Raw genomic sequence first — 22,146 nt, 5'->3', positions numbered from 1 at the left:
CGAACTTTCATTTTTATGTATGAAATAACAGAATTTTCAAATATCAATACTTCTTATGTTAATATTTGGTATATAATGAAATTAACCCGTGGTCAACATGTTTGCTCCGATTCAAGTTATGAGATAGTTTGTTTCACCTTTTGTACATTATTTGAAAAAGAACTTGTAGCGACTCTACAAGTTCTTTTTCCTTTTCCTACATTGTACTCTTCAAGTTATAGCAAGAGTAAAATAAAATTTATCACATAATTTAAAAATGACTATTTAATTATCCATTTTCTAAACGCATAATTATTTTGTTACTGCTCTGTAAACATTTAGACTTTTTGGCTTAAAGTTTGTATTGTTATCTTGCTTATCTACACCATTCTTGTAAAGGAATTGAACCGCTTCATATGGTTTATCTTTAAAACCATATTTATCAATTATTAAGGCTAATGTCGCCGAAACTTTAGGAGCTGCAAGCGAAGTTCCGAATTTAAAAGAGTACGAACCTCCTATAGTAGTACTCATAATATGTTCCTTTTCAAAAAGTTTGTCCTTAATCCAAGTTTCCGGACCATATTGACTTAATAATCTTAAATCACCACCTGGAGCCGTTATATTTGTAAATCCTTCTCCAAAGTTGGAGAAAACTGAAATTTCATTTGATGGTCCTGTTGAAGATACAGTGACTACGTCTGGTATACTTGCAGGAATATCCAATACATTCCCTTCAAAAATTATATCCTTAGAGTCTAAATTCATTTTAAAAAATTCATTCATTTGATTATTATCCTTTACATTTAAACCATCATTACCGCTGGCCGCAACAGTAACACTCCCGAGGCTTTTAGCATAATTAATAGCTCTTTTATAACCTTCAATTTCCGCAATATCTCCTACATATTTCTCTCCATTTAATAAATATGTTCCATCCAACAAATATGTTCCTAAACTTAAATTTATAACATCAACATCATCTTTTGCTGCTTCTACAATACCCTTCATTATCCAAATTGACTCGCCTCCTAATCCACCAAATACTCTATACGATTTAATACCTATTCCTGGAGCAACCCCTTTTAACAGTCCATTTGCAGCGATTTGTCCAGCAACACTGGTACCATGGCCCAAAATGTCATTAGTGTCATGCATATTTCCAGTTTCATTCGGTTCTCTTCCTCTTAGTCCATTTCTTGGAACTAAATTTTTAGAACCAAAAACGATATTATTTTTTAAATCTGGATGTTCCTGATCCAAACCTGAATCTATAATTCCAACAGTTACATTTTTGGTTCCAGAAAATATTTTATAACTTTCACCATCATTAGTAATTTTTTTCATATCCCATTGATAATCCCATTTACTATTACTTAACTCGCCAATATTTTTATCATAAATTGGTTGTTTATCACTAACCCTTACTGAGTTGCTAAAATTTTTAATAATAGAGCTATGACTGATTTTTTTCATATCCTTCTCTTTTACTTTTACCTGCAAAACCCCAATTTCCTTAACAGAATATAAAATTTCTCCATTATATTTACTAATTAATTCTTCTGCACTTTTATAGTTCCCATCCTCTTTTAATAAAATTGTATAATAGTTTTCTCCATCCTGTTCGGCATGGACTAAATCTACGAATTGGATCATTGACAATAAAATAAAGAAAATAAAAGTACATTTTAAAAATTTCATATAACAACCTCCTCAATCATTAATGGATTAATAAACTATTAAAATAATAGAAGGACAGCTAAACTACTAATAAACTTTTATGACTTTAAAGAACTAATAGAAATAACATCATCCTTTCCTTAACTATCTCCTAACTTAACTAAAACATAGATGATCAAAGGTTAGTCACAAAATTTTAACATATGTAAAATTGCATATTTAAATAATTATATTGGATTATATTGTATAATTCTAATCAGAACCTTCGGAAATGAATAAAGGTTCTGATTATTTAATAGGAGGGATTTTTATGTTGAAGAAATTAGTAATAGGAGCTGTATCTACTGGTATTATGTTATCTGGTGCTGGAGGTGTACTTGCAGCTGAAAAACCAGCAATGGTCAAAAATGAAGTATCAAACTTTGTTCAACCAAGAGACACTACTGTTTCATTAGGTCTTAATAGTACTTACTATATGACTGGTTCACGTTTTAGCATTCTATATGGAAGCAACGTAGTTTCTCTTTCCGGAAATAAGGTCACAACTATAGGGGAAGGGACAGCCCAAGTAGCAGCTTACAAATCTAATGGAGATTTAAATGGTGTATATACATTCGTTGTAAAACGTTAATTTTTTCATTTCTTTATCTATACTTACAATTTTCATAGTTTATTGTGATATAGATATTGTTTTAAATTGTTTGTACAAAATAAATAATTATTACTTTTAAGGAAGAGAAATAATATATTATCTTCACTTCTTAAATAGCGTAAATTTAAAATAATAAATATTAGAAGTTGTTATAAAATGAAATTAAATCTTATCAATATGTTTTCCACGCTATAAATAATGAGATATTCTATGTATCACATATATTTGCTTTAAACCAAAAAGAACTTGTAGTAATCACTACAAGTTCTTTTTGGCTTTCTTGTTGTATTAGAAAAGAGTCCCTCTAAATATAGCAGAAATAATAATGAAGTGTTTATTTCTTGTTTGCTAACTCAAGCTGTGTATATTTGAATTTCAGTAGGTTTCATTAATAAAAATAGTTTGGACTATAGAATAAAACATTAGATCGTTAAAAAATAAGCAAAAAGGGAGGAGCCACCAACATTCTTTCCTTTTTCCTGTAATTAGGGTTTCTATATTAATGAATATAGAAGATTATAAAATGTTGGATGCAACAGTTTACACTCAAAATTATGATTTATCATATATAGTGAAGAATACAAAAACTCTGTATAGGATGAATTTAATCCTAATAATTTATTTATAGTGAATTAAAAACTTTAAAAACAAAAAGGTTAATTTTATCAATACCAGTCTTTTCTTTTACATATTAAAATGGAAGCACCCTTTCAATGTATACTGACCCCTTCACAAATTGTGAAGGGATTTTTTACCAAACAGGTTTTATCATTTTAGCCAATTCATCTCCCACCTACTCACTTCGCATTCCTTGAAGAAGGAGTCTTCTTGGCTAATATGATAAATTAATGAGATGGAATTAAAGTTTCAATGAGGAGAGTAGCATCATTAATAGTAAAACATGTTTTAGCTACTACAAGAGGAACTTTGATCAGATGTTATTGAATTCAAAGAAGCTAAAGTATGAAAGATGTAATTTATTTTTGCTTCTATATTTATTATAATTTAATCCATATAGAAAAGTAGCTGCAAAGTGCAACTACTTTTTTTACAAAACCATTATTATGCACATAACCTCTTTAGCGTAAACTTGCGCTTAAGGGTACTTGAGAATAAACTGTGAAATTGTTACTATAAGTACCGTGTTTAGAAAATGAGGAAGAAATTGAACCGTTCCAACTTTTGTAGGTAGATCCAGATGTATCTGTTCTTAGAAGTACGTTTGAAAAGCTGGCCTGGCTAAAAGAATTACGTCCAGTATCTTCCACGCCCTGAACCATTTTTACTGGTTCGTATTGAGAAAATGAGCCATATACAGGCTGATTTGCATATCTAGGGCTTCCATTTACATACATAGTAACCGTACCATTTCCGTTATTAATTATTTTAAGGTTTACTCGATCACCATCTTTAATTGATGTATCATATTGTGTGTTCCAATACTTACTGTTTTGACCGGATTCATTATATCCTGAATTAAGAAATACTTTATATCCACTTGATGTTTTTGAAATACCGCCTTCAACTTTAGATGCTCCAATACCTAAATACCAATTCACATATCCATCTTTGACAACAACTGATTTTGGTAGATTTATATCAGCTGCAATACCGGTATAGTTGCCATTTGTAACACTTTTTACAGCACCTTCTGTAGCTGCAAAACTTGTAGTTGAAAACATTGATAGAGAAATTAGAAGTGAACCGACTAGATACATCATTTTTTTCTTACTTTTCCTTAATACTTGATTCATTTTAAATCCCCCTTATTTTTAATTATTAAAGTGTATTGAAAGTTGGCCAACTAACTACGACTTACAAATCAAAGATACATTAGGTTTAATTTAATGTATATATTTTCCTGTCATAAGTCATTGAAATGTCAAATATATTAGATGTTTTATATTTATCAATATAGGAGGAGTTGACAGAATAAAGTGTAATATCTGTTTAAAATTAAGTAGGTTTTGTTAAAAATACGATTAAAGCTTATAAATGTGTTGGGTATAATATGTATTACGATTCATTTAGGGGAGATAGATATGGGAGGAATACAGTAGATTTTTCAAAAGATATATCTGAAATTTTGAGAAAGAAAATAAAAACAAATGAAATAAATTAATTGTTTGTGTTAAAGAATTTATTGGAATAGTTCGTAGATGAAGGGAAATATATGATTTAAAGGTCGTGGAATTCCTACATAAAAAGAAGAAAGGGGGTCCAGCTATGGAAAAAACAAGCTCAAAGTTAGATAATGCAGCTATTGAAGGGATTATAGAGGCATTAAAAGATGAAAATGAATGTTTACGTATGGAAATCGATTATTTGAAAAAGTTAAAGGCCTTAGTTCAAAAAGAGAAGAGATTACAGTCCTTTCCGAACGAGAAAGCCCATCGCCTTTAGGTATCCAAAGGGTGGGTATCATTTTGCGATCTTGTAATCTAGCTAATACATTGTAAGCATAATAAATGATTATAGAATTATGATTTTTCTAAGAAGTAGATTTAAATCTTATTAACTAGAAGTATATATACGAGCATCCCATATTTGGTGATAGGATGCTCGTATTTTATCATTTTAGCCAAGAAGACTCCTTCCTCAAGGAACGCGAAGTGAGTGGGGGGAGTTCAAGTATAGAAAATCTCGTCTGCTTTTAGTATATCTTCCTACGTACAAGTATAGTAATGTGAATAGCCCGAAACAAAACTGTTTCGGACTAGGGATTCAATATTCATCTGTTAAAAGGTTGAATTTTCTGATTTTTTAAAGCGAGAAAAATGTATGACGTCAATCAATAGATACTTCTACAGAGACACTAGGTATTGTTGGTGCGGGTGTATCTCCACCATTAGTAGAAGATTGTTGAGGTGCATGTAAACTATTCATGCTATATGCTAATGCACCTATTACTACCATACTTAATACAATTTTTTTTATTTTTTTCATTACTTTAACGCTCCTTTTTTCAAATGTTTCTTACCAGCATTACTGCTAATGTAGAAATATTTGCTCGCCTTAACATGGTTATCTGTCTCATAAAATTGAATTGCTAAAATCTCTGCATATTCTTTTACACAATCCCACATTTCTTCTTTTTCAAAATAAGAAATTGCATCTGTAACTACTTTTTCTAGTTTAATTCTAGGTAATTCTGCAAGTAGTTCATTTAAAACTGCGAAACGGTGCTTATATTCCTCATTTCCTGCTTCATTCGTATAGTTTATTCCTTGCTTGATATATGCTTTAGCTGTTTCAATGCCTTCTAATTTATAATATGCTCTTGCTAAGACAAATAATGCTTTAAAATGATGCGGTATTTTATTTATAATTTCAGAACTCTGTCGGATCGCCAATGGATATAAATCTTGAATATTATATAACCAGCCCAAATTGTAACGTGCTCTTAATAATAAATGTTCCTCATCATGCTTATTAAAAACATCAATAACCGTATTGAGACATTCTTCCGCTTTTTCAAATTCTCTTAGATCTATACAGGCTAAACCATATACATTGTCGCATAAAGCAGTATTAATTTCATATCCTACATGGTTCAAATATATTTTTTTGGCTTTTACTACATGTTGAATCGCTTCAAATGGTTGATAAGATTGATAACAGTAAGTTGAAAATCTATACTCAAACTCGGCCTTTTCTACTTCATCAGGCATATCAATTAAAAGCTCTTCCGCCTTTTCATAGTGTGTTTTTGCTTCAGTATAATTTGCTATAATTGTAAAGTGGATTGCCTTAAAGAAATGATAATAATAAGCTAAAAATAAAAAATCCTCTTCGATATTAGGGAGTTTTTCTATATTCTTAAAGGAATCTTTTGTAATACTCACTCCATCTACCAAGACTTTATATCTGAAATCCAGTAGTGAGTAATAAAATGATAAATATGGATCAGTTTCTATTACTTTTAAACTTTCCTTTACTTGTAGATATGTTTGTTTTGCTTCTTTTACATGATATAAACGAATTTTTTCATACCATTCATTTAATAATTCCATCAGTTGCATATTACTTTTTTCTTGAACAGTCATAATATCCCCCTTTTCTCTGTAAAGGCTTAATCTGATAATAACAGGAAATAGATAGTTTATATTTAACTACGATTTTTTTCATGAATAATAAGAATATTCTGAATAATTAAGATATCTTTATTCTGTCGATATAGTCAATTTGTTTTAAAACAGACCGTCTGTAATAGGCGGTCTGTTGTTTGTTATGGTTGGCAACTGCTATTCTTTTACTCATCTCATATTATATTTAGTTTAAGAATTGAGAATAGAAGAATAGGATTAGAAAAATTAATGTTTTTCCAAATAATTTATTGAATAGACTTAAAGGGATAAACAGCTCTCCTATGGTAAGGCTTTTGAGTTTATTCCTGTTTGTTTTTTTTAACAATCCTTTAAATGTTTGGAAGTTTATTTTATTAACGAAAGACCAACTTGGCATAGCTTTTGTATCTGAATCTATTTTGAAAATGATATGGATACTATGTGTATGAAAGCCGCCTATACTTAAAATAAGCATAAATCCTAAAATAATGAACCAAGTCATTTTCTAGCACCTCCTTCAGTATTTAATATTAAGATATTAATGACGTTGAGGAAGTGTGCTATTGTCCATGAAAAATATTGAGAAATTGTTGAGGGAACGTTGAGAATGTTGCAATGCAATTGATCGCAGCATAGTTAACTATGCTTGTCCTTGTTATATTTGTAAAAAAAGGAAAAGAGAACAGTTGCGTAGACTGTTCTCTTAAGGAGCGGAAGCGCTGAACATTTTGCAATGACAATGATTCAAGCCTTCCAATTATAGTGTGTGCAAATCGTTACAATTCATACATTAAAATTACTTTATTATCGAGTGAGTGTATTAGAAAGTACAAAGAGCACTTTTCAAAAGTGCTCTTTGTAAGGCGTACATTAGGACTTGAAAGAGGCATCATTGCAATTTGAAAGGAGATATCTATATACAACATATGAAGATGATTTGAAAAGGTGACGATAAAAACAAAAGAGCAGTAAGGATGTACGAATTGCTTAGCTTCAGGGGAATTGGAGAAGGGGGGATTTATATTGTTAGGGAGATTCTCAAATGCTATTCTACTATAATATTGATAAACTATGCAGATGAATAATAAGAATGAAATTGTTAATTAACGGAAAATTCTGTTAAAACTTTATAAAATTAAATAAGTTTACAAATATATCCATAAAAGGTATGGTTAATTTATGTTAAAATTTTACATAAGGGGTGGTTATGTGAAGAAAAAAAGAGATTTTCTTTTTAAGTTTGTGTCGTCGTTAGTATGTGTAATTTTTATTTTGCAGACATCCTCAGTAAGTTTTGCAGAAAGCTCTTCAGAGCCTTTAGCACCTACTCATGTTAATAGTTGTGATAAGCTATTGGACAGTGTTTCTGTTGAAGAGTTTGAGAGGACTGTATCGTTGGAGAATAATACTGAAACTATTAAAATTACAAACCAAGACATTGTTAAAAAATATATAGAAGAGAATGATTTTGAAAAACCATCTAATCTTATACCAGCTGAACTTACTTTTGTAAGGTCTCTATCAAACGAAAATAATCAAAATAATTACTCGCAAAGTTTAGCACCAGCTTCATATTATCTTAAAAATAAAACAGCTACTTCAGCTTGTGGAAGTTCTGTATTAAAAAAAGTAAGTGGTAATTCAGGTTCTTTAACATTAAGTTTTTCTTCAAAAATTGCTGCTTCATGGAATGCAAGTGTAGGTGTAAGTGCAAGTGTGGTTTCGGCAGGAGTAGGATTTAATGTATCAGCTGAGTATTCTGTAACTCAAAGTAATACAATTGATACAAATGGAAGATATGCTGAGATTAGAGCTTATGCAGAATATACTGGTTATCGTTTTGATGTATGGGAGTCTGGATGGTTTGGTGATAAAAAAGTTGGAAACGGGACAGCGTTAAGACCTGTTGGAATATGTTTTGTGACATATCGTTAATTTAATGTTAAGAAAAAGAATCCTTGAAATTAAGGATTCTTTTTTCATAGTTTGATAATATGGTAGGAAAGGGGGTAATTGTTTGAAGAATATAAAAATACGTAATGTGGTTTTAACATTTATCGTATTAATCGGCATTATACTTCTTGTGAAGAGTTTGGACTTTGCAAATAACCTTACTCATTCTTGGGTGCAAAGTTTAGGCGGTGATGTAGAAACATCGACATATAATATTATATTAAATAATTATATGAATGTTTTCCAAATATTAGGGGGTATTTTATTTGGGATTGGATTTTTTCTATTATTATATTCAGTATTCTTTTGTAAGGAGTAGATCAATTATTAAATAAAGGTTGTGGGAGTTACTTACTGCAACCATTTTCTTATCTAACAATAGACAAAGTTATTAAAAGGGGAAACGTTGGTAAAATAAAGGGCATCATTCTAAGAATGATGCCCTGATCATGCTATACATTATCTACTGAGTTACTTTTTCAATTGTAGGCATTACAGCAATTGGCGGTAATGATGCAGTCCAACCAACTGCATATACGTTTAATTTATCACCTATTGTGTAGTCTTCACCACTTGAGATAGGAACTCTTAAAATCTTATTCTGAGAAACTAATTCCCACCAATCATCTTGATAAGCAAGTGCTTCGTCCTTTGTAGAAGTAGCGGCAACTACTAAGTAATGATTATCTACTGAAATAACATATCCAGTAAAAGGTTCTTGTTCTTGGTTCTGAATAGAATGAATTGGTGTAGTGCTTACCGACGACTTATTGGAATCTGCAAAAGCTGGTGTTAATCCGAAAGTAAATCCACATCCTAATGTTAAGGTTGTTACGGCTGTTACTAATTTTTGTTTTTTTGTAAACATCATATATCCCCCTTATATTTTATCCCTACAATATCCGTTTTCTATTTATATACATATAAAGCCTTTTAATATTAAGATGTTTAACAATTCTGTCACAACTATTCCATAAATGTTAATATTATCTATTAATGGGAGTGTTTTTGTGTTATAATTCACTAGGTGAACTATTATTGTTCCTTTCATCTTTTGATGGATGTATGCCCTTCCTTAATTGTAAATATGTTCGATTTTATTGGTGAAGAGGGAAGAAATCCCTCTTCTTTTTTTGTCTCTTGTAAAGTTCAAAGGTGTCTTTTATCCATTGAAAAAGATAAAGAACAAGCAATAATAGCAATTAAAAAATTTGATGAAGAAAATAAAGAGCTCATAGAAAAAGTAAAACAAGAAAAGTTGATAATGGAGCGTAATCAAAAATATAATAAAGCTTATTTATCTCTAAAAAAACGCTTGGATGAATATAATCAACAGTTACCAGCAAAATTAACTGCACAATTGAATAAAAAGGCATTGGACTTTTATAATGCCATCAACAGGTATGATCATCCATGTGATTTTCTAAAAAAACTAAAACTACCAGATAGTGCTGGTGAAAAAATTACAATTCAGTACAAGGATGGAAAAGATCTGGATGCATTACATGTTCTAAGTGAAGGGCATATAAGATGTTTAGGTCTTTCAATATTACTAGCTAAAAATGTTCAAGATGGTTTGCCTATTTTGATCTTTGATGATGTAGTAAATGCTATTGATGATGAACACAGAAAAGGGGTGATTGAAACTATTTTAGGTGATGATGATATTAAAGAAAAACAACTTATCATTACTACCCATGGTGAGGAATTTTTGAAGCAATTAGAAAACAACATACCTAAAGCTAAATACAATAAAACCGTTACACGGATAGATTTTCTTAAAACCGATGAATCAAAAAAGATTGTAATTAAATTAGATCAGCCTAGAAATTATCTAATCCTTGCACAAAAAAGATTGGATGAAGGTCAAGTCTGAGAATGTTTAGCAAATAGTAGAAGAGCTCTAGAAAATCTAACCAACACAATTTGGAAACGACTTGCCAAACATTATAATATTAACCTTTCTGTTTCAATGCGTTCTCCTGGGAAACCCCCAGAACTAATGAGTATTGTTCAAGCACTTAATAAACAACTTTCTAAGGATAAAATAGAAAAATTTAATGAAATATCTCCATTATTAAATACTATTTTAGCAAAAAATAATATGCATTCATTAGAATGGAATTATTTAAATAAAGGAACACATGATGAAGATAGAGAACAAGAATTTGATCGCCATGTGGTAAAAGAGATACTAATTCTGTTAAATGAAATAGATAACTCCATTAATAAATAATTACATTTGGGTGTATAGTTTGATAATATGTGATTTTTTATTAGGAAGGTTCATCTTTAAAAGTAAGCTAAGTTCATACCTTTTTATAATTTGTAAAATGGAATGATAGATATCCTACAAAACCATTGGTTTCATACATACGTACTGATATCAATGGTTTTTTGAGTTTTATATTTTGTATGTTTTGTAAAACTTATATTTCATTCACATTGGATGTGCTACAATAGGTGGAAATACAATATTAAATCGTATTACATCAAAAATCACATTAAGATACATAGGAATCAATAAGATAAATAGAGAATATACCCAATCCATTTTGCACCTAATTAGGTTATCAAATATACTCATCAAGGAGTCCTACTAAATGAAAAATTTATCTCTATATGGTTATTCAATGAGATAATTTTTTTTGTTATGCAAAGTAAGAGAAATGTATAATGGCGGTTTAAAGATAAAATATATAGGAGTTGAATAGTAAATGAAAGATATTTATGAATTATTGCTACAAGTTTATCCACTTGTCACAGAAGTAGAAGAAAAACCATGCACTGAATACGAAAAGTTAAAAATTAAAGAATCATTAAAAAAGTTACTTTTAGAAAGAGAAAAATGAATAAATCTTACTAATAAATTAAATAAAAAAGAAAATAAGGATCTGATTGACTTAAGTAATTTAACTTTCTAAAATAACAAAGATTTTACCCGCCAAATGTTTAGACTAAAATATATTTTTTCTAGCAATCTATTACTATCTATACTCCTCTCCATAAATACAAATCATAATAGTCTTACATGAGAAATTTTTAGAATATTGTTGTTTTTTAGAATCTTTATGGTATAATTATCCATGTAATATATTAACAAAAGAGAGGGAGATATGCATGAAGAAAAAAGCAATTACATTTGCTTTATTGGGATTACTAGCAGTAGGTTCTGTTGTACCAATAACAGCAAAAGCTGCAGAAACATGGGATTATGGATATAATCAATCAAAAATGCAGTGGTATAACCATTATTTACATTCTTCGTTAAAACACTATGGTACAATTACCAAAAACGGTGTAACTTACTATGGACCAGTTGCAAATCCTGGAGGTTGGTCGATGTTAAATTTAGATTTTAACGGACCATACGCTGTTAGTTATAATAAGCACGTTCTATAATACTAGTTGCCAAAAGGGATTTATATATATTAATAAATCCCTTTTTGCTTTGAAAAGGTGATAAATATATGATTGAAATAATAAATATGTGCAAGGCATTTAATAGAAAAACTATTTTTAAAGATTTTAGCTTAGAAGTAAAATCAGGCGAGTTCATTGGTATCGTCGGAAAAAGTGGTCAGGGGAAAACGACTCTTTTAAATATAATGGGTACTTTAGAAGAAGCTGATTCAGGTATTGTAAAAATAATGGGTAAAGAAATACATAAAAGAAAAATAAAACGACTTTTATTAAGAGATCACTTAGGTTTTATCTTTCAAAACTACGCTTTAATAGATAACGCAACAGTAAATGAAAATTTAGAAATTGCTCTCAAACATAAAAAATTGAAGAAAAAACAAAAACATGATGCTATATCTTTAGTATTAAAAGAAGTAGGTCTTGTTGATTATGAAAAGGAAATAGTACATACCCTGAGTGGTGGAGAACAGCAACGTGTTGCAATCGCTAGATTGCTACTTAAAGATCCTTCTTTAATTTTAGCAGATGAACCAACTGGATCATTGGATAGTGAGAACCGAGATATTATTGTATCCTTGTTTCAGAAATTACATAAACAGGGAAAAACAATTATTATGGTGACTCATGACAAAGATTTAACTAAATTCTTTTCAAGAACAATAGAATTATAAGGGAGGAATAGTTATGAAAAAATTAATTTTTCTTCTCTTTATAACCACTTTTATAGTTATAAGTTTTTTATCTATAAAACAATTTGAATATATTCAATTTCAATCTTTTAATAATGATAGTACAGGTGAAAAATGGAATCTAATGGTGGAAAATGGGGATTCTCAAAAAAGCAAATTTGAAAACTTTCGTTTATTAGAAAAGATGGCAAAACAGGCGAACGTAAACTTCCAAAGAATATCTTATGAAAAGGATAAAAATAACAAAGATAAGACAGTATATTATGTGGCCTTTTTTGAAAATGATAAATACTTTGAGGGATTAAAATTAAAGGCTGGTAAATTTTTAAATATAAATAGCGATCAAAATGATTTTATGTCAACAATAAAAACTCATAACAATCATCAAGTAGGTCAACTTGAAATTTTTCATAGTTTTGACCCAATAGAAATTCGTCCAATGATTGCCGCTGAAAAAACAAAGGACATCAAAGGTACATATACTTTAAATGGAAAAGAAAACGCAGAAAAATTAAAAGATATAGCATCTGAATATGGATTTATTGTAAAAATTTCAAAAGAGGAAGCTCAAAGTTCAATTACCCAATATCCTTATCAAGATATGATGTACAAAGCATCATTAATATTATGTTTATTAATAGCACTTGCAATGTTATATGATGTGATTAATAACTATAAAGAAATAGCAGTTAGATATTTATTAGGATATAATTTCTGGCAAATTGGGGCTTTTTTATTTAGGAAGTATATTATAGTTTTCCTAAGTTCATTATCTATAGGAATTTCAGGGCTATTAGTATACTTATATTTTTATAACGGGTTCCAACAATTGTTCCCTTTTCTATATTTTTGGTTAAACAATACAACTCCACTAATTTTAATTATCTTACTAATATTTATCGTTACATGGTTAGGGACCAAAACCATAAATATTTCTCAAATGATTAAAAATAAAAAACCTATAAAACTATTGTTTTATGTAAATATTATTATTCGGTTTGTATTAGCTATTTTTCTTACATTGGGATTACAACAAGGAATTAGTTCTTTTCTTGGACTTAAAAGTACTGTGGATAAAGAAAAAAAATGGTCTCTATTAAAAGACTATTCTTATTTAGGAGTAATCTCAGAATCTGAACCAGGACTATTAAAGTCTCAAAATGAGGAAGAAAAGCGACAGTTTCAATTATTATATACAGAACTAGAGTCACAGGGGGCTTTTTATATTTCTCCATCTGCTTACTATATGGCTAGTTCTGGAATTCCTATAGGCTCAAACCCTTGGGGAATGGATGGAAAGAAAGTTGAAATTAACAAAAATTATCTATCTGTAAATCCGATTATTGGAGTTGATAATAAACGGGTGGAAATTTCAGATGACCCTAATTCTAATGAAATAACTGTCATTGTACCAAAAAAATTTAAGAAATACGAAAATGATATTAAAAGTACTATAGCAAAAGATTATAAAGGTATATATAATGAAACAGATTCTATCCCTCCCAAAGTGAATATTTTATATGTTAAAAATAATCAATCTTACTTTACCTTCTCTACAAATATGGCAGAAAAGAATAACTATGAAATAACTGATCCAATTGCTATAATAGTAAATAGTAAATTTGATTCACGCATTTTGGCAACTAGCATTTCTATGGGATATGGTTATTATACTAAAAATAGCGATCGTGAAAATCCTTTCAAAGTAACACAAGATACTTTAAAGAAGCATAATTTTGATAAGGTTTGGCAACCTATTTCTGTAGCTTATTCTAATGTGGAATTAAAGATAGCAAATAACAAAGAATTGCTACAATTAGCCACAATTTATTGTAGTCTATTTGTAATCTTGGCAGCTGTTTTACTATTTTTCTCTTCTATGTATTATTTAGAAATGAACAAAAAATCCTTAGCATTACAATGGATTTTTGGTTATAACTTTTTCGAGAAACATTATCTCGCTTACTTGGTAATATTGGTATTTTGGAATTTTACGTTTGCGATTTGCTTTTTTAATACAAGTAACACTTTATTACTTGTAAAAACAATCATAGGACTTACAATTTTCGACATAATATTAATCAGTATTATTTTAAGCATAAAAGAATATAATATTACGAAACAGATACTTATAGAAAAATAATGTTGAAAAAGGAGATTAAATGGGTGAATAATAAAAAGATAACGGTTAGCTTTTTAATTATTATCCTCCTGCTATCTTTAGGAGCTTACTTTTACTTCTTCTTTTTAGAAAAAAAAGAAGAAGTAACTAATACAAATAATGAAAAAAGTTATCAACAAGAAAAAAGTTCAAATACAAGCTCGATTCCGGTTAAAGAAAATAAATACTATGTTGTTTATATTAAACAAAAAAATGGCAATGGTTCATCCTTTGTTCCTGTAAAACTCAATCCTGGTTTTAAAAATGACGCTGATTTTAATGTAAGTATTTCATTTGATGATTATGGAAATATCATAAACGATAACAAAATTATTGTGATTGATAATTTTGTTATTTCAAAGGAAAACAAAGAAATGATTAAAAAAATAGCAGGAATAAATGAATATAATGAAGCCCTACAAGAAATTGAAGATCGAGTAAATGAGACTAAAAACAATCTAAAAAAAGAAGGACATATTTAAATAAAGAGAGTCCATTAAACTCTTATATATGGCTATATGTACGAGTATACTTAGTATGATAAAACATAATCTATTAATTACTTATATTTGTAAAACAGGCCCTTATGCTAAAGTACATAAGGACCTGTTTTTTTATGGGAATGGTGAAATTATAAAAAGCAATTCATTAGTAACTATTAATGTTAAGCCAAGATAATATTTAAAATTTGATACTAGTGTTGGTTTGAAATAATGATTGATGATTTAAAACAAAGTCTGATCATTTATAAAAAAATTGATAATTAATAATAAAGTCCTGATATAAATTAATTAGGTAGATCAAAAAGCATTCGCTATTTTTATGAAAAATGAACAGTTAAAAGATTCTGTACTATTTAAGCAGAAAAACAAAAAGAACTTGTAGGAATCCCTACAAGTTCTTTTTAGATAATGTAAAAAAGTTAAAAAAACTATCTCATAATTTGAATCGGAGCAAACACTATAACCACGGGTTGATTTTATTATACAATGAATCTTAAAATATGTGTCTCTTATATTTGAAAATTTTGTTAATTTAGAAAAGGATGATAAATAACCATCTTGAACACCTAAAAAATCTCAATTGAATAATTTGAACAAAACACTTTAAATCAATATCTATATCATAATAAATTATAAAAAATATAATAATAGGTAAATAGAGAAGAATGGTGCATTATTGCTTATTAATTAACATTAAAATCGGAATATAGTTTACTATATTCCGATGGATTTATAGTAGTGATGAAATATAGTTTTTCAATCAGCCTTAAGCTAGAAAAGTATAGGTTTTTATTGTGTTATTTTTATATTTAGTGATATTGTGAACGTACTTTTAATATAGCTGCATAAGTATCGGCCAGGCCATAACCAGTAGCTAAATCTACTCCCTCAGTTGCCTCATTTCCCCCTGTTTTTGGACCAGAGTTTCTTTTTATTACATCACGAGCAGTTTCCTTGAGTACATGTTTAAGTTGAATAGGCGATATTTCAGATTAACAGATAAGAATATAAGTCGAATATGTAATATTTATTTGTTGTCTTTTGAATTTTTATTTTTTGGAATAATTTTGTTTAGGTATTTTAATCAGTCCAATAGCAATAAGGATCTTCTTCATATGGTGGACCTGTAGAAATTTTTACGCATTTATGTCTCGGATCATTTTCGGTTCTTGCACCTGAAGTAAGAGCCAGAATTAATACACCTAATGGAACTAAAACAGAAAGTGTTTTAAGAAAAGCATCAAGGGATTCAGTACTAGAGTGAAGTTTCGGATAAATTTTGGATTTTTTTATTTGTTCCCAATAATCAGCAATTTCTTTTTTGTAACCTACAGTAAGATAATCATTATCATCATGCGCAGCAACATTTCCGTCATGATAAAAATAATAGGCAACACCTGTTGGATCAATAAAATCGAGTAAAGCTCCAAATCGATAGCTTTGACCAATCCAATTCCCATTATGTATGTGCCCTTTTAAAGACCACATACCATTACTTTGCAGAGTTAATGTTCCTTGACCATATATGTCACCAAGTAATAGTTCACCGATTATTTCTGGGATATTAAAGGTTATAGATTCTGGTGGTAAGTTTTGTAAGTTGGTAATGCTAATCGGTCTTGGTCCACAAAGTGTACCTATACCTTTACTGATATTATATCCTGGTGGTAAATGTCGTGTAGCTAATGTTGATCTTAAACTGAACATTGTAGTTTTATCCTCCTAACCCCATCAAAGTTCTAAGGCTGATTAAGGAATCGGTAACAAGAGCGCGTAAACTAACCTCATTGTGAAGATTAACGCCACTAGTTTTTAAAAATTGTCTGAAGCTTCTTGTATTAATTGCAGCAACAACGGTTATCGGTCTTGACACTGGTGAGCAGAATTCAGTGCTTCCATCAAACGCTTTAGCACAGCCCTGACAGGTAAATGTGTAAGTTACACCTGACTTGGTAGGAGTAAATAGAAATTCTGTCTGAGTTGTACCAGACCCAATTTCAAGTTTCCGATCTGGCTCTCCTGTAGTCGACGCAGTAAATTTAATCACATCCCATGCAACAAACGTTAAGATCAGGATACGAAATCCACTTGGTCCGCTTAGTGTTGCAGGGAACGAATCAGCTCGAATTGCAGGAGGTTCATCGATACCATAACCCATAAAAGTACCTCCCAAAAAAGAAGTCTTAATTTGTTTATTGCAAAGCAATCAGAATTGGAATAAGTCCAGTTCCATTGGAGATACCACTTAAGGCCTTACCTATTACTGTACCGAACACTTTCTGTGTATCTACAGCTTTCATAGCATGACCAGGAGTTTCGGAAGTTGTTAACAAATCACCAACCTCAATTGCTCCATATTGTGCGTCCACTTTACAATAAACTTTGCCAAGGAGGCCTATAGGTAACCGTTTTTTTTGTGATTGTTGTTTATCCAAGATAATTCCAGGTTTATAATTACCTGCACCGGAGATAACCCCTGCTACTCTTTTATCGTAGGATATTCGACTTTCTTGTAGAGCACCCGTTTCATCGATTACCATGACAGTTCCGGGCTCAACATGTTCTGATTCTAATATGTCGAAATCCTCAGCGCAGTCTGCATTAACTAAGCGAACATCTCCGGTTACTTCGATATCCCCTACAAATCGTCCAGCAAGCTGACCACCTTGGGCAACAATACCAATATTATTACTTAGGGCTAAAACACCATTACCATTTGGACTCCATCCTGCTATTCCTGCCTTCGGTCCATTACCTTGAACTCCTGTACCATCGGACTCATGGTTGTTAGCACCAAATACTCCAGCAGCTCCTGGAACAGTCGTTACACTAAGGATTCCATGGCCCTGGTGTATTGTATCTCCTGGTTTTATATTTCCAGAATTCATGGCTAAAATTCCAACACCCGTTTCTCTATGTGCGAAGGCTTCAACAGCATTAGCAGTATTGCTATGTGCGCGAATACCGGCGCCATTTTCACTAAATCCACTAATTCCTGCCTCCGGCCCGTTACCTTGTACACCTACACCTTTATTACTGTTATTTGCTCCAAACACTCCAGCTGCACCAGGGCTTACAGTCAAACCGAATACACCAGAACCGGCTCCTCCTCCGATAGTGGGCGGTGTTTTTGCTTCATTACTACCGAAAACGCTAGCCACATTTGGATCATTAGAAGTTCCAACTAAGTTTGGCATTTGAATTCCTCCTACAAAGGGTTATGTAATCAGAGTATAAATAAGGTCAATCTATATATGTATTATTAGTTTATAAATGAAAATATTACCAATATCGATTCTGATATAAAAATAATTTATTAATAGTTTTAATATTTTTATAAAATCAAAGCAACTGTACCATTTTCCTTATAGCAAAAAAATAATGAATAGAATATTCATGGTTGGTTAACATAACGTCCTATTATTGGTAGCAAGGATTTGGATAGAATCCGTTTGTTTTCAAGGTTTCTTGTCTGTATGTCTATTTATCTTATATATAAGATTTTATACATGGTTGATATAGTAGGGATTCTAGGGATCCCTACTATTCTTTTTTTTCATAAAATCTTGTATATAGAAAAAAGATTTTGATGTTGTTATCTAGAAGTAATGAGTATCTAATTTTGAAATCGATATGTATTTCGGAATCAATTCGTTTTTTAGGAGGAACTAAAATCAGAAATGTACACACCGAAAATTGTTGCTGATAGTTTAGAAGTTACTCCCGATCTATTAAAAGTATGGTCAAACGAATTTAATATACAAACAGAGCGAATTCAGGGAGAACATCGTAGGTACTCTAAAGAAAATATTGAAGAATTAAAACTAATAAAAGAAAAAATACATATACAAAAATGGTCTTACGATCAAGTTAGGGCATGGCGGAATGGAGAACTTGATTTATTTGTTTCCAAAGAAGAAAAGTCAGAATTAGAAAAGAAATTGGATGAAGTATTAGAAAACCAGCAATTACAAAATCAGTTTAATCAAGCATTAGTTCAAAAATTACAAGAGATTACGAATGAATTAGTTACTACAAAAGAACATTTAGTTAATAGTGAGAGAAAATTAATTGAAGTAGAGAAGAAGAATGGTGAATTAGAAGTCTTTATAGAGAAAAGGTTAGAAAAAAGAGATCAGTTATTGCTTGAAAGTATTAGGGATATATAGAGACAAAATCAGAAACAAAAACGGAAAGGGTTTTTAGGTTTGTTTAAAGACTAATTAATTGTTTATATGAATTTAAGGTTTTTTCAAAAGATCTGAAGAGACTTTTTTAGATCTTTATTATATAATGGTAAAAAGTATATATTAATGTAGGATTAGGAAGGTTTTTGTCATGGATATTAAATTACGCTATATCTTTTTATGTAAGAATGTTGAGGTTGATAATTCTAATAGCATTTCTTGTTTTGATTTTTTTGATATTTTAAAGGTGAATGTTGTACCAAGTAAAATAGAAGAATCTTTTTACTTAGTTTTAGGAATTGATGGTGTTTCTGAAGGAAAAGAAGTGGAATTTGACATTTCTTTTACGACTCCTGATCATAAAGAAAGAGTTATAAAAAAAGGGGCAGTGAAGGTAAGTAAAAGTAATATTTCTCCTGTTGTATATCTATTTAAAATGAAAAATTTTCCGGCTAAAGATTTAGGTACTTATTATTTTAATATTTATTATAAGGAAAATTTGTTAAGTAGACATCCTCTAATGATTAAAAAGGAGGAAGTTTAGATGGAAGCTATAATAATAGATGATAGTTATGATTTTTCTCCCCAATCTAGTAATAATTATGAAACTAGTAAAAAACAAAAGATGAAGAAAAAAAGAATTGTAAAAGTTGGATATTATGGAGATTCCGATTTTCAAAAGATATCCTTAACATTTATTGATGAAGATGAGATGATTATTGAATCTAATAAGAATTTATGGAGAAGGGTTGGTGCTGTATTAATGGGATTATTTCCGTTTGAAGCAAGGACTTCTCTGGCAAAAACAAAAGATGAAATTACTCAGTCAGTGTTACCGGATTATAAGGAAATTGGTATTAGTTCTTTTATTGGTACAGCTGTATTTTCTATATTTAATGTTTCAATAATTATTATGTTATTAGCAATAGCATTTCTTGCATTTGTTGATGGGGTTCTTGGTATTTTTCCGAAACCAGAAGAATTTAAAAAATTTAATAATAAAAATAATGGGCCTTTAGATAGATTGCATATGTTTGGCTATCTTGTTTTTATTTTGGTAGTAATGTCTTTAGCACAAGTTGCTATTATGATGGTAATGAATATTGCAGATCCAGAAGCTTTAAAACAATTTTCTAATGCTTATCCAGCTATTTATAAATATATTTCTCATTTCACATTACAAACTTTTACACTTATGGGGATAACTTATTATTATTTAAAACGAATTAAAACTCATTTATATCCGATATTAGGTCGTAAAAAAGAAACGACTAACTAGTGATATAAAATTATATTTAGTTAGTTTTAAATAAAAAAGCTAGTTTTTCTAGCTTTTTTATTTTGTAATAATTAAATTAGATATAAAATGTATCTAAAATATTGTCTCTTTCTTCTTTATTGATTCCAATATATTTAAGGGTAATTTGTGGTGTGCCATGATTAAGTATTTCTTGTAACATCGCTACATCTTTTGTTTGTTTATAGAACCAATAGCCGAAGGTTTTGCGCATGGTGTGAGTTCCGATGGACTCTATACCGGCAAAATCTCCGGCTTTTTGCAATTTTCGATAAGCCTGGATCTTACTAATGGGTTTGTCTCCTTTTCGAGAAGGAAATAACCAGGTATTATCTAGATTTTGAGCATAAGAGTATACCTCATCAAAAATGGAAGTAAGATTAATCATGCGTTCTTTCTTTGTTTTTCCTTCTTTGATTTTGAATTCTTTTCTCTTTTTCCGTTTTAATTTTATTATGGTTTGTGTTTCGAGTTGGAGTAGATCACTCACGCGTAATCCAGTATGGATGCCGATAAGAAGTAGAATATAGTCTCGTTCGGAATAATGACGTTTGAGAGCCCATTTCATATCTTCGATTTGTTCTTTGCTACGGATGGGTTGGACATCAATGAGATGTGGTTTTTTGTTCATCGATTTTCGACCTCTTTATTTACAGTGTTTTGAATGTATACTTTTATTATATAAATTGAGGATATCAGGGGATTCGGTGAGAAGTAAATATTTAAGGGTAAATGAATGTAAACTAATAATAAAAAGTTTACATTGGAGAATAAGAAAAAGAACTTGGCTTTTAGGTTTTTTTTCTTATTTTGATAATATCTGTATCTTATTGTGGTTCATATATTTTATAATTGATTTATTGAAATTTAAAGTTTATAAGGATGATTGAACATGACAGTACAAAAAGAAAGGGTAACAAGACGGATTGTTTGTAGGAAATGTAAATCAGATCAAGTAGTTGGTAATAAGCGTGGTTATAATTTTAAGAGGATGTTTTTAATTTTATCATTTTAGCCAAGAAGACTCCTTCCTTCAGGAGCGTGAAGGATCACAAGCCCAGTGAGTAGGTGGGAGATGAATTGGCTTCGGACAAGAGGGAGCAATAAGCCATCTTAATTGTTCAACATACATAAAGTGTTACTTCAATATCGATCGAATATATGTTTGTTGGATGATAGATGTATGCTGAAATGGAGGTGAAAGGAATGATGATTAATAATGCATATAAATTTCGTATCTATCCAAATCAATCACAAGCAACTCTAATTAATAAAACGATTGGTTGTTCTCGTCTTGTATTCAATCATTTCCTATCTCTATGGGATCACACGTATTCAAAGAAACAGGGAAAAGTTTGACATATAGTACATACTTTGCCAAACTTCCTGCTATGAAGAAAGAGTTTGTTTGGCTAAAAGAAGTGGATAGTATTGCAATTTAGTCGTGGGAGTCGCAATAAAAATTTAATCATACATAAACTTTTTTAGGAGGGGATTAAGTGGATAGACCTGCAGTTGATAAAAGAATGTCAATTCAAGAATTCACTCAACATTA

24 protein-coding genes and 1 pseudogene are annotated in these 22,146 nt (G+C 30.1%); 15 read left to right on the top strand and 10 right to left on the bottom strand.

The window, feature by feature from the left end; genetic code table 11:
- Nucleotides 1–291 precede the first annotated feature (291 nt).
- A complete protein-coding gene (locus tag DN407_RS29355; RefSeq protein ID WP_149217022.1) occupies nt 292–1,680 on the bottom strand; it encodes a S8 family peptidase in 1,389 nt (462 codons plus the stop codon).
- A gap of 289 nt (nt 1,681–1,969) precedes the next feature.
- On the opposite strand from DN407_RS29355, the gene DN407_RS29350 reads away from it, so the two are divergent.
- Nucleotides 1,970–2,290, top strand: coding sequence for a BLB8/JUQZ-1 family protein (locus DN407_RS29350; RefSeq protein WP_149217021.1), 321 nt, complete (start codon nt 1,970–1,972; stop codon nt 2,288–2,290).
- 1,100 nt (nt 2,291–3,390) lie between these two features.
- Here DN407_RS29350 and DN407_RS29345 read toward each other — a convergent pair.
- Nucleotides 3,391–4,065 (bottom strand): hypothetical protein, encoded by a 675-nt coding sequence (locus DN407_RS29345; RefSeq protein WP_149217020.1) that lies wholly within the window; start codon nt 4,063–4,065, stop codon nt 3,391–3,393.
- 472 nt (nt 4,066–4,537) lie between these two features.
- Here DN407_RS29345 and DN407_RS31855 point away from each other — a divergent pair, with 472 nt between their 5' ends.
- On the top strand, nt 4,538–4,714 hold the full coding sequence (locus DN407_RS31855) for a hypothetical protein (protein ID WP_179955829.1): 177 nt from the start codon (nt 4,538–4,540) through the stop codon (nt 4,712–4,714).
- A 384-nt stretch (nt 4,715–5,098) separates the two neighbouring features.
- Here the strand turns inward: DN407_RS31855 and DN407_RS29340 are convergent, their stop codons facing one another.
- The 3 genes from DN407_RS29340 to DN407_RS29330 all read right to left on the bottom strand — a co-directional run bounded on the left by DN407_RS29340 (nt 5,099) and on the right by DN407_RS29330 (nt 6,880).
- Nucleotides 5,099–5,257, bottom strand: a complete 159-nt coding sequence (locus DN407_RS29340) for a Phr family secreted Rap phosphatase inhibitor (RefSeq protein WP_149217019.1) — start codon at nt 5,255–5,257, stop codon at nt 5,099–5,101.
- Complete coding sequence (locus DN407_RS29335) at nt 5,257–6,357, bottom strand: response regulator aspartate phosphatase (RefSeq protein ID WP_149217018.1); 1,101 nt, start codon at nt 6,355–6,357, stop codon at nt 5,257–5,259. The genes DN407_RS29340 and DN407_RS29335 overlap by 1 nt, the downstream gene beginning before the upstream one ends.
- A 226-nt stretch (nt 6,358–6,583) precedes the next feature.
- Nucleotides 6,584–6,880 carry a hypothetical protein gene (locus tag DN407_RS29330; RefSeq protein WP_149217017.1) on the bottom strand — a complete coding sequence of 99 codons (297 nt, stop codon included), beginning with the start codon at nt 6,878–6,880 and terminating at the stop codon, nt 6,584–6,586.
- A gap of 707 nt (nt 6,881–7,587) precedes the next feature.
- Between DN407_RS29330 and DN407_RS32475 the strand changes: the two genes are divergently transcribed.
- Together DN407_RS32475 and DN407_RS29315 are read left to right on the top strand one after the other, a co-directional pair.
- Nucleotides 7,588–8,313 (top strand): hypothetical protein, encoded by a 726-nt coding sequence (locus DN407_RS32475; protein WP_242292874.1) that lies wholly within the window; start codon nt 7,588–7,590, stop codon nt 8,311–8,313.
- A gap of 82 nt (nt 8,314–8,395) precedes the next feature.
- Nucleotides 8,396–8,650, top strand: coding sequence for a hypothetical protein (locus tag DN407_RS29315; RefSeq protein WP_149217016.1), 255 nt, complete (start codon nt 8,396–8,398; stop codon nt 8,648–8,650).
- Nucleotides 8,651–8,794: 144 nt separating this feature from the next.
- Here the strand turns inward: DN407_RS29315 and DN407_RS29310 are convergent, their stop codons facing one another.
- Nucleotides 8,795–9,199, bottom strand: coding sequence for a DUF3221 domain-containing protein (locus DN407_RS29310; RefSeq protein WP_149217015.1), 405 nt, complete (start codon nt 9,197–9,199; stop codon nt 8,795–8,797).
- A 219-nt stretch (nt 9,200–9,418) separates the two neighbouring features.
- Between DN407_RS29310 and DN407_RS29305 the strand changes: the two genes are divergently transcribed.
- The 7 genes from DN407_RS29305 to DN407_RS29280 all read left to right on the top strand — a co-directional run bounded on the left by DN407_RS29305 (nt 9,419) and on the right by DN407_RS29280 (nt 15,086).
- A complete protein-coding gene (locus tag DN407_RS29305; protein ID WP_179955828.1) occupies nt 9,419–10,207 on the top strand; it encodes an AAA family ATPase in 789 nt (262 codons plus the stop codon).
- 126 nt (nt 10,208–10,333) lie between these two features.
- Nucleotides 10,334–10,567 carry a hypothetical protein gene (locus DN407_RS29300; RefSeq protein WP_149217013.1) on the top strand — a complete coding sequence of 78 codons (234 nt, stop codon included), beginning with the start codon at nt 10,334–10,336 and terminating at the stop codon, nt 10,565–10,567.
- A 481-nt stretch (nt 10,568–11,048) separates the two neighbouring features.
- The gene (locus DN407_RS32470; protein ID WP_255446532.1) at nt 11,049–11,183 is read left to right on the top strand and encodes a hypothetical protein; all 135 of its coding nucleotides are present in this window, start codon (nt 11,049–11,051) and stop codon (nt 11,181–11,183) included.
- A gap of 268 nt (nt 11,184–11,451) precedes the next feature.
- Entirely contained in the window at nt 11,452–11,733 is a 282-nt protein-coding gene (locus tag DN407_RS29295; protein WP_061884968.1) for a lactococcin 972 family bacteriocin, read from the top strand.
- A 68-nt stretch (nt 11,734–11,801) separates the two neighbouring features.
- Nucleotides 11,802–12,425 (top strand): ABC transporter ATP-binding protein, encoded by a 624-nt coding sequence (locus DN407_RS29290; protein WP_149217012.1) that lies wholly within the window; start codon nt 11,802–11,804, stop codon nt 12,423–12,425.
- 13 nt (nt 12,426–12,438) lie between these two features.
- A complete protein-coding gene (locus DN407_RS29285; protein ID WP_149217011.1) occupies nt 12,439–14,586 on the top strand; it encodes an FtsX-like permease family protein in 2,148 nt (715 codons plus the stop codon).
- Between the two features lie 23 nt (nt 14,587–14,609).
- Nucleotides 14,610–15,086: a hypothetical protein gene (locus DN407_RS29280; RefSeq protein WP_061884971.1), complete on the top strand. Its 477-nt coding sequence runs from the start codon at nt 14,610–14,612 to the stop codon at nt 15,084–15,086.
- Between the two features lie 1,101 nt (nt 15,087–16,187).
- Here DN407_RS29280 and DN407_RS29275 read toward each other — a convergent pair.
- From DN407_RS29275 to DN407_RS29265, 3 genes are read right to left on the bottom strand one after another with little or no spacing between them, the layout of a single operon-like run.
- On the bottom strand, nt 16,188–16,814 hold the full coding sequence (locus tag DN407_RS29275) for a hypothetical protein (RefSeq protein ID WP_149217010.1): 627 nt from the start codon (nt 16,812–16,814) through the stop codon (nt 16,188–16,190).
- 7 nt (nt 16,815–16,821) lie between these two features.
- Nucleotides 16,822–17,265 (bottom strand): hypothetical protein, encoded by a 444-nt coding sequence (locus DN407_RS29270; protein WP_149217009.1) that lies wholly within the window; start codon nt 17,263–17,265, stop codon nt 16,822–16,824.
- Nucleotides 17,266–17,299: 34 nt separating this feature from the next.
- Complete coding sequence (locus tag DN407_RS29265) at nt 17,300–18,304, bottom strand: hypothetical protein (RefSeq protein ID WP_149217008.1); 1,005 nt, start codon at nt 18,302–18,304, stop codon at nt 17,300–17,302.
- Nucleotides 18,305–18,787: 483 nt separating this feature from the next.
- On the opposite strand from DN407_RS29265, the gene DN407_RS29260 reads away from it, so the two are divergent.
- The 3 genes from DN407_RS29260 to DN407_RS29250 all read left to right on the top strand — a co-directional run bounded on the left by DN407_RS29260 (nt 18,788) and on the right by DN407_RS29250 (nt 20,573).
- Complete coding sequence (locus DN407_RS29260) at nt 18,788–19,276, top strand: MerR family transcriptional regulator (protein WP_149217007.1); 489 nt, start codon at nt 18,788–18,790, stop codon at nt 19,274–19,276.
- Nucleotides 19,277–19,445: 169 nt separating this feature from the next.
- Nucleotides 19,446–19,838 (top strand): DUF6941 family protein, encoded by a 393-nt coding sequence (locus DN407_RS29255; protein WP_149217006.1) that lies wholly within the window; start codon nt 19,446–19,448, stop codon nt 19,836–19,838.
- A complete protein-coding gene (locus tag DN407_RS29250; RefSeq protein WP_149217005.1) occupies nt 19,839–20,573 on the top strand; it encodes a hypothetical protein in 735 nt (244 codons plus the stop codon).
- Nucleotides 20,574–20,649: 76 nt separating this feature from the next.
- On the opposite strand, the gene DN407_RS29245 is transcribed toward DN407_RS29250, so the two are convergent.
- On the bottom strand, nt 20,650–21,222 hold the full coding sequence (locus tag DN407_RS29245) for a tyrosine-type recombinase/integrase (protein ID WP_149217004.1): 573 nt from the start codon (nt 21,220–21,222) through the stop codon (nt 20,650–20,652).
- 575 nt (nt 21,223–21,797) lie between these two features.
- Here DN407_RS29245 and DN407_RS29235 point away from each other — a divergent pair.
- A pseudogene (locus DN407_RS29235) lies at nt 21,798–22,030 on the top strand (helix-turn-helix domain-containing protein); the annotation flags it as partial.
- Nucleotides 22,031–22,146: the final 116 nt, after the last annotated feature.

It is taken from the genome of Bacillus sp. JAS24-2 (assembly GCF_008274905.1).
Lineage (GTDB): Bacteria > Bacillota > Bacilli > Bacillales > Bacillaceae_G > Bacillus_A > Bacillus_A cereus.
This window is presented reverse-complemented; position numbering and strand designations above follow the sequence as displayed.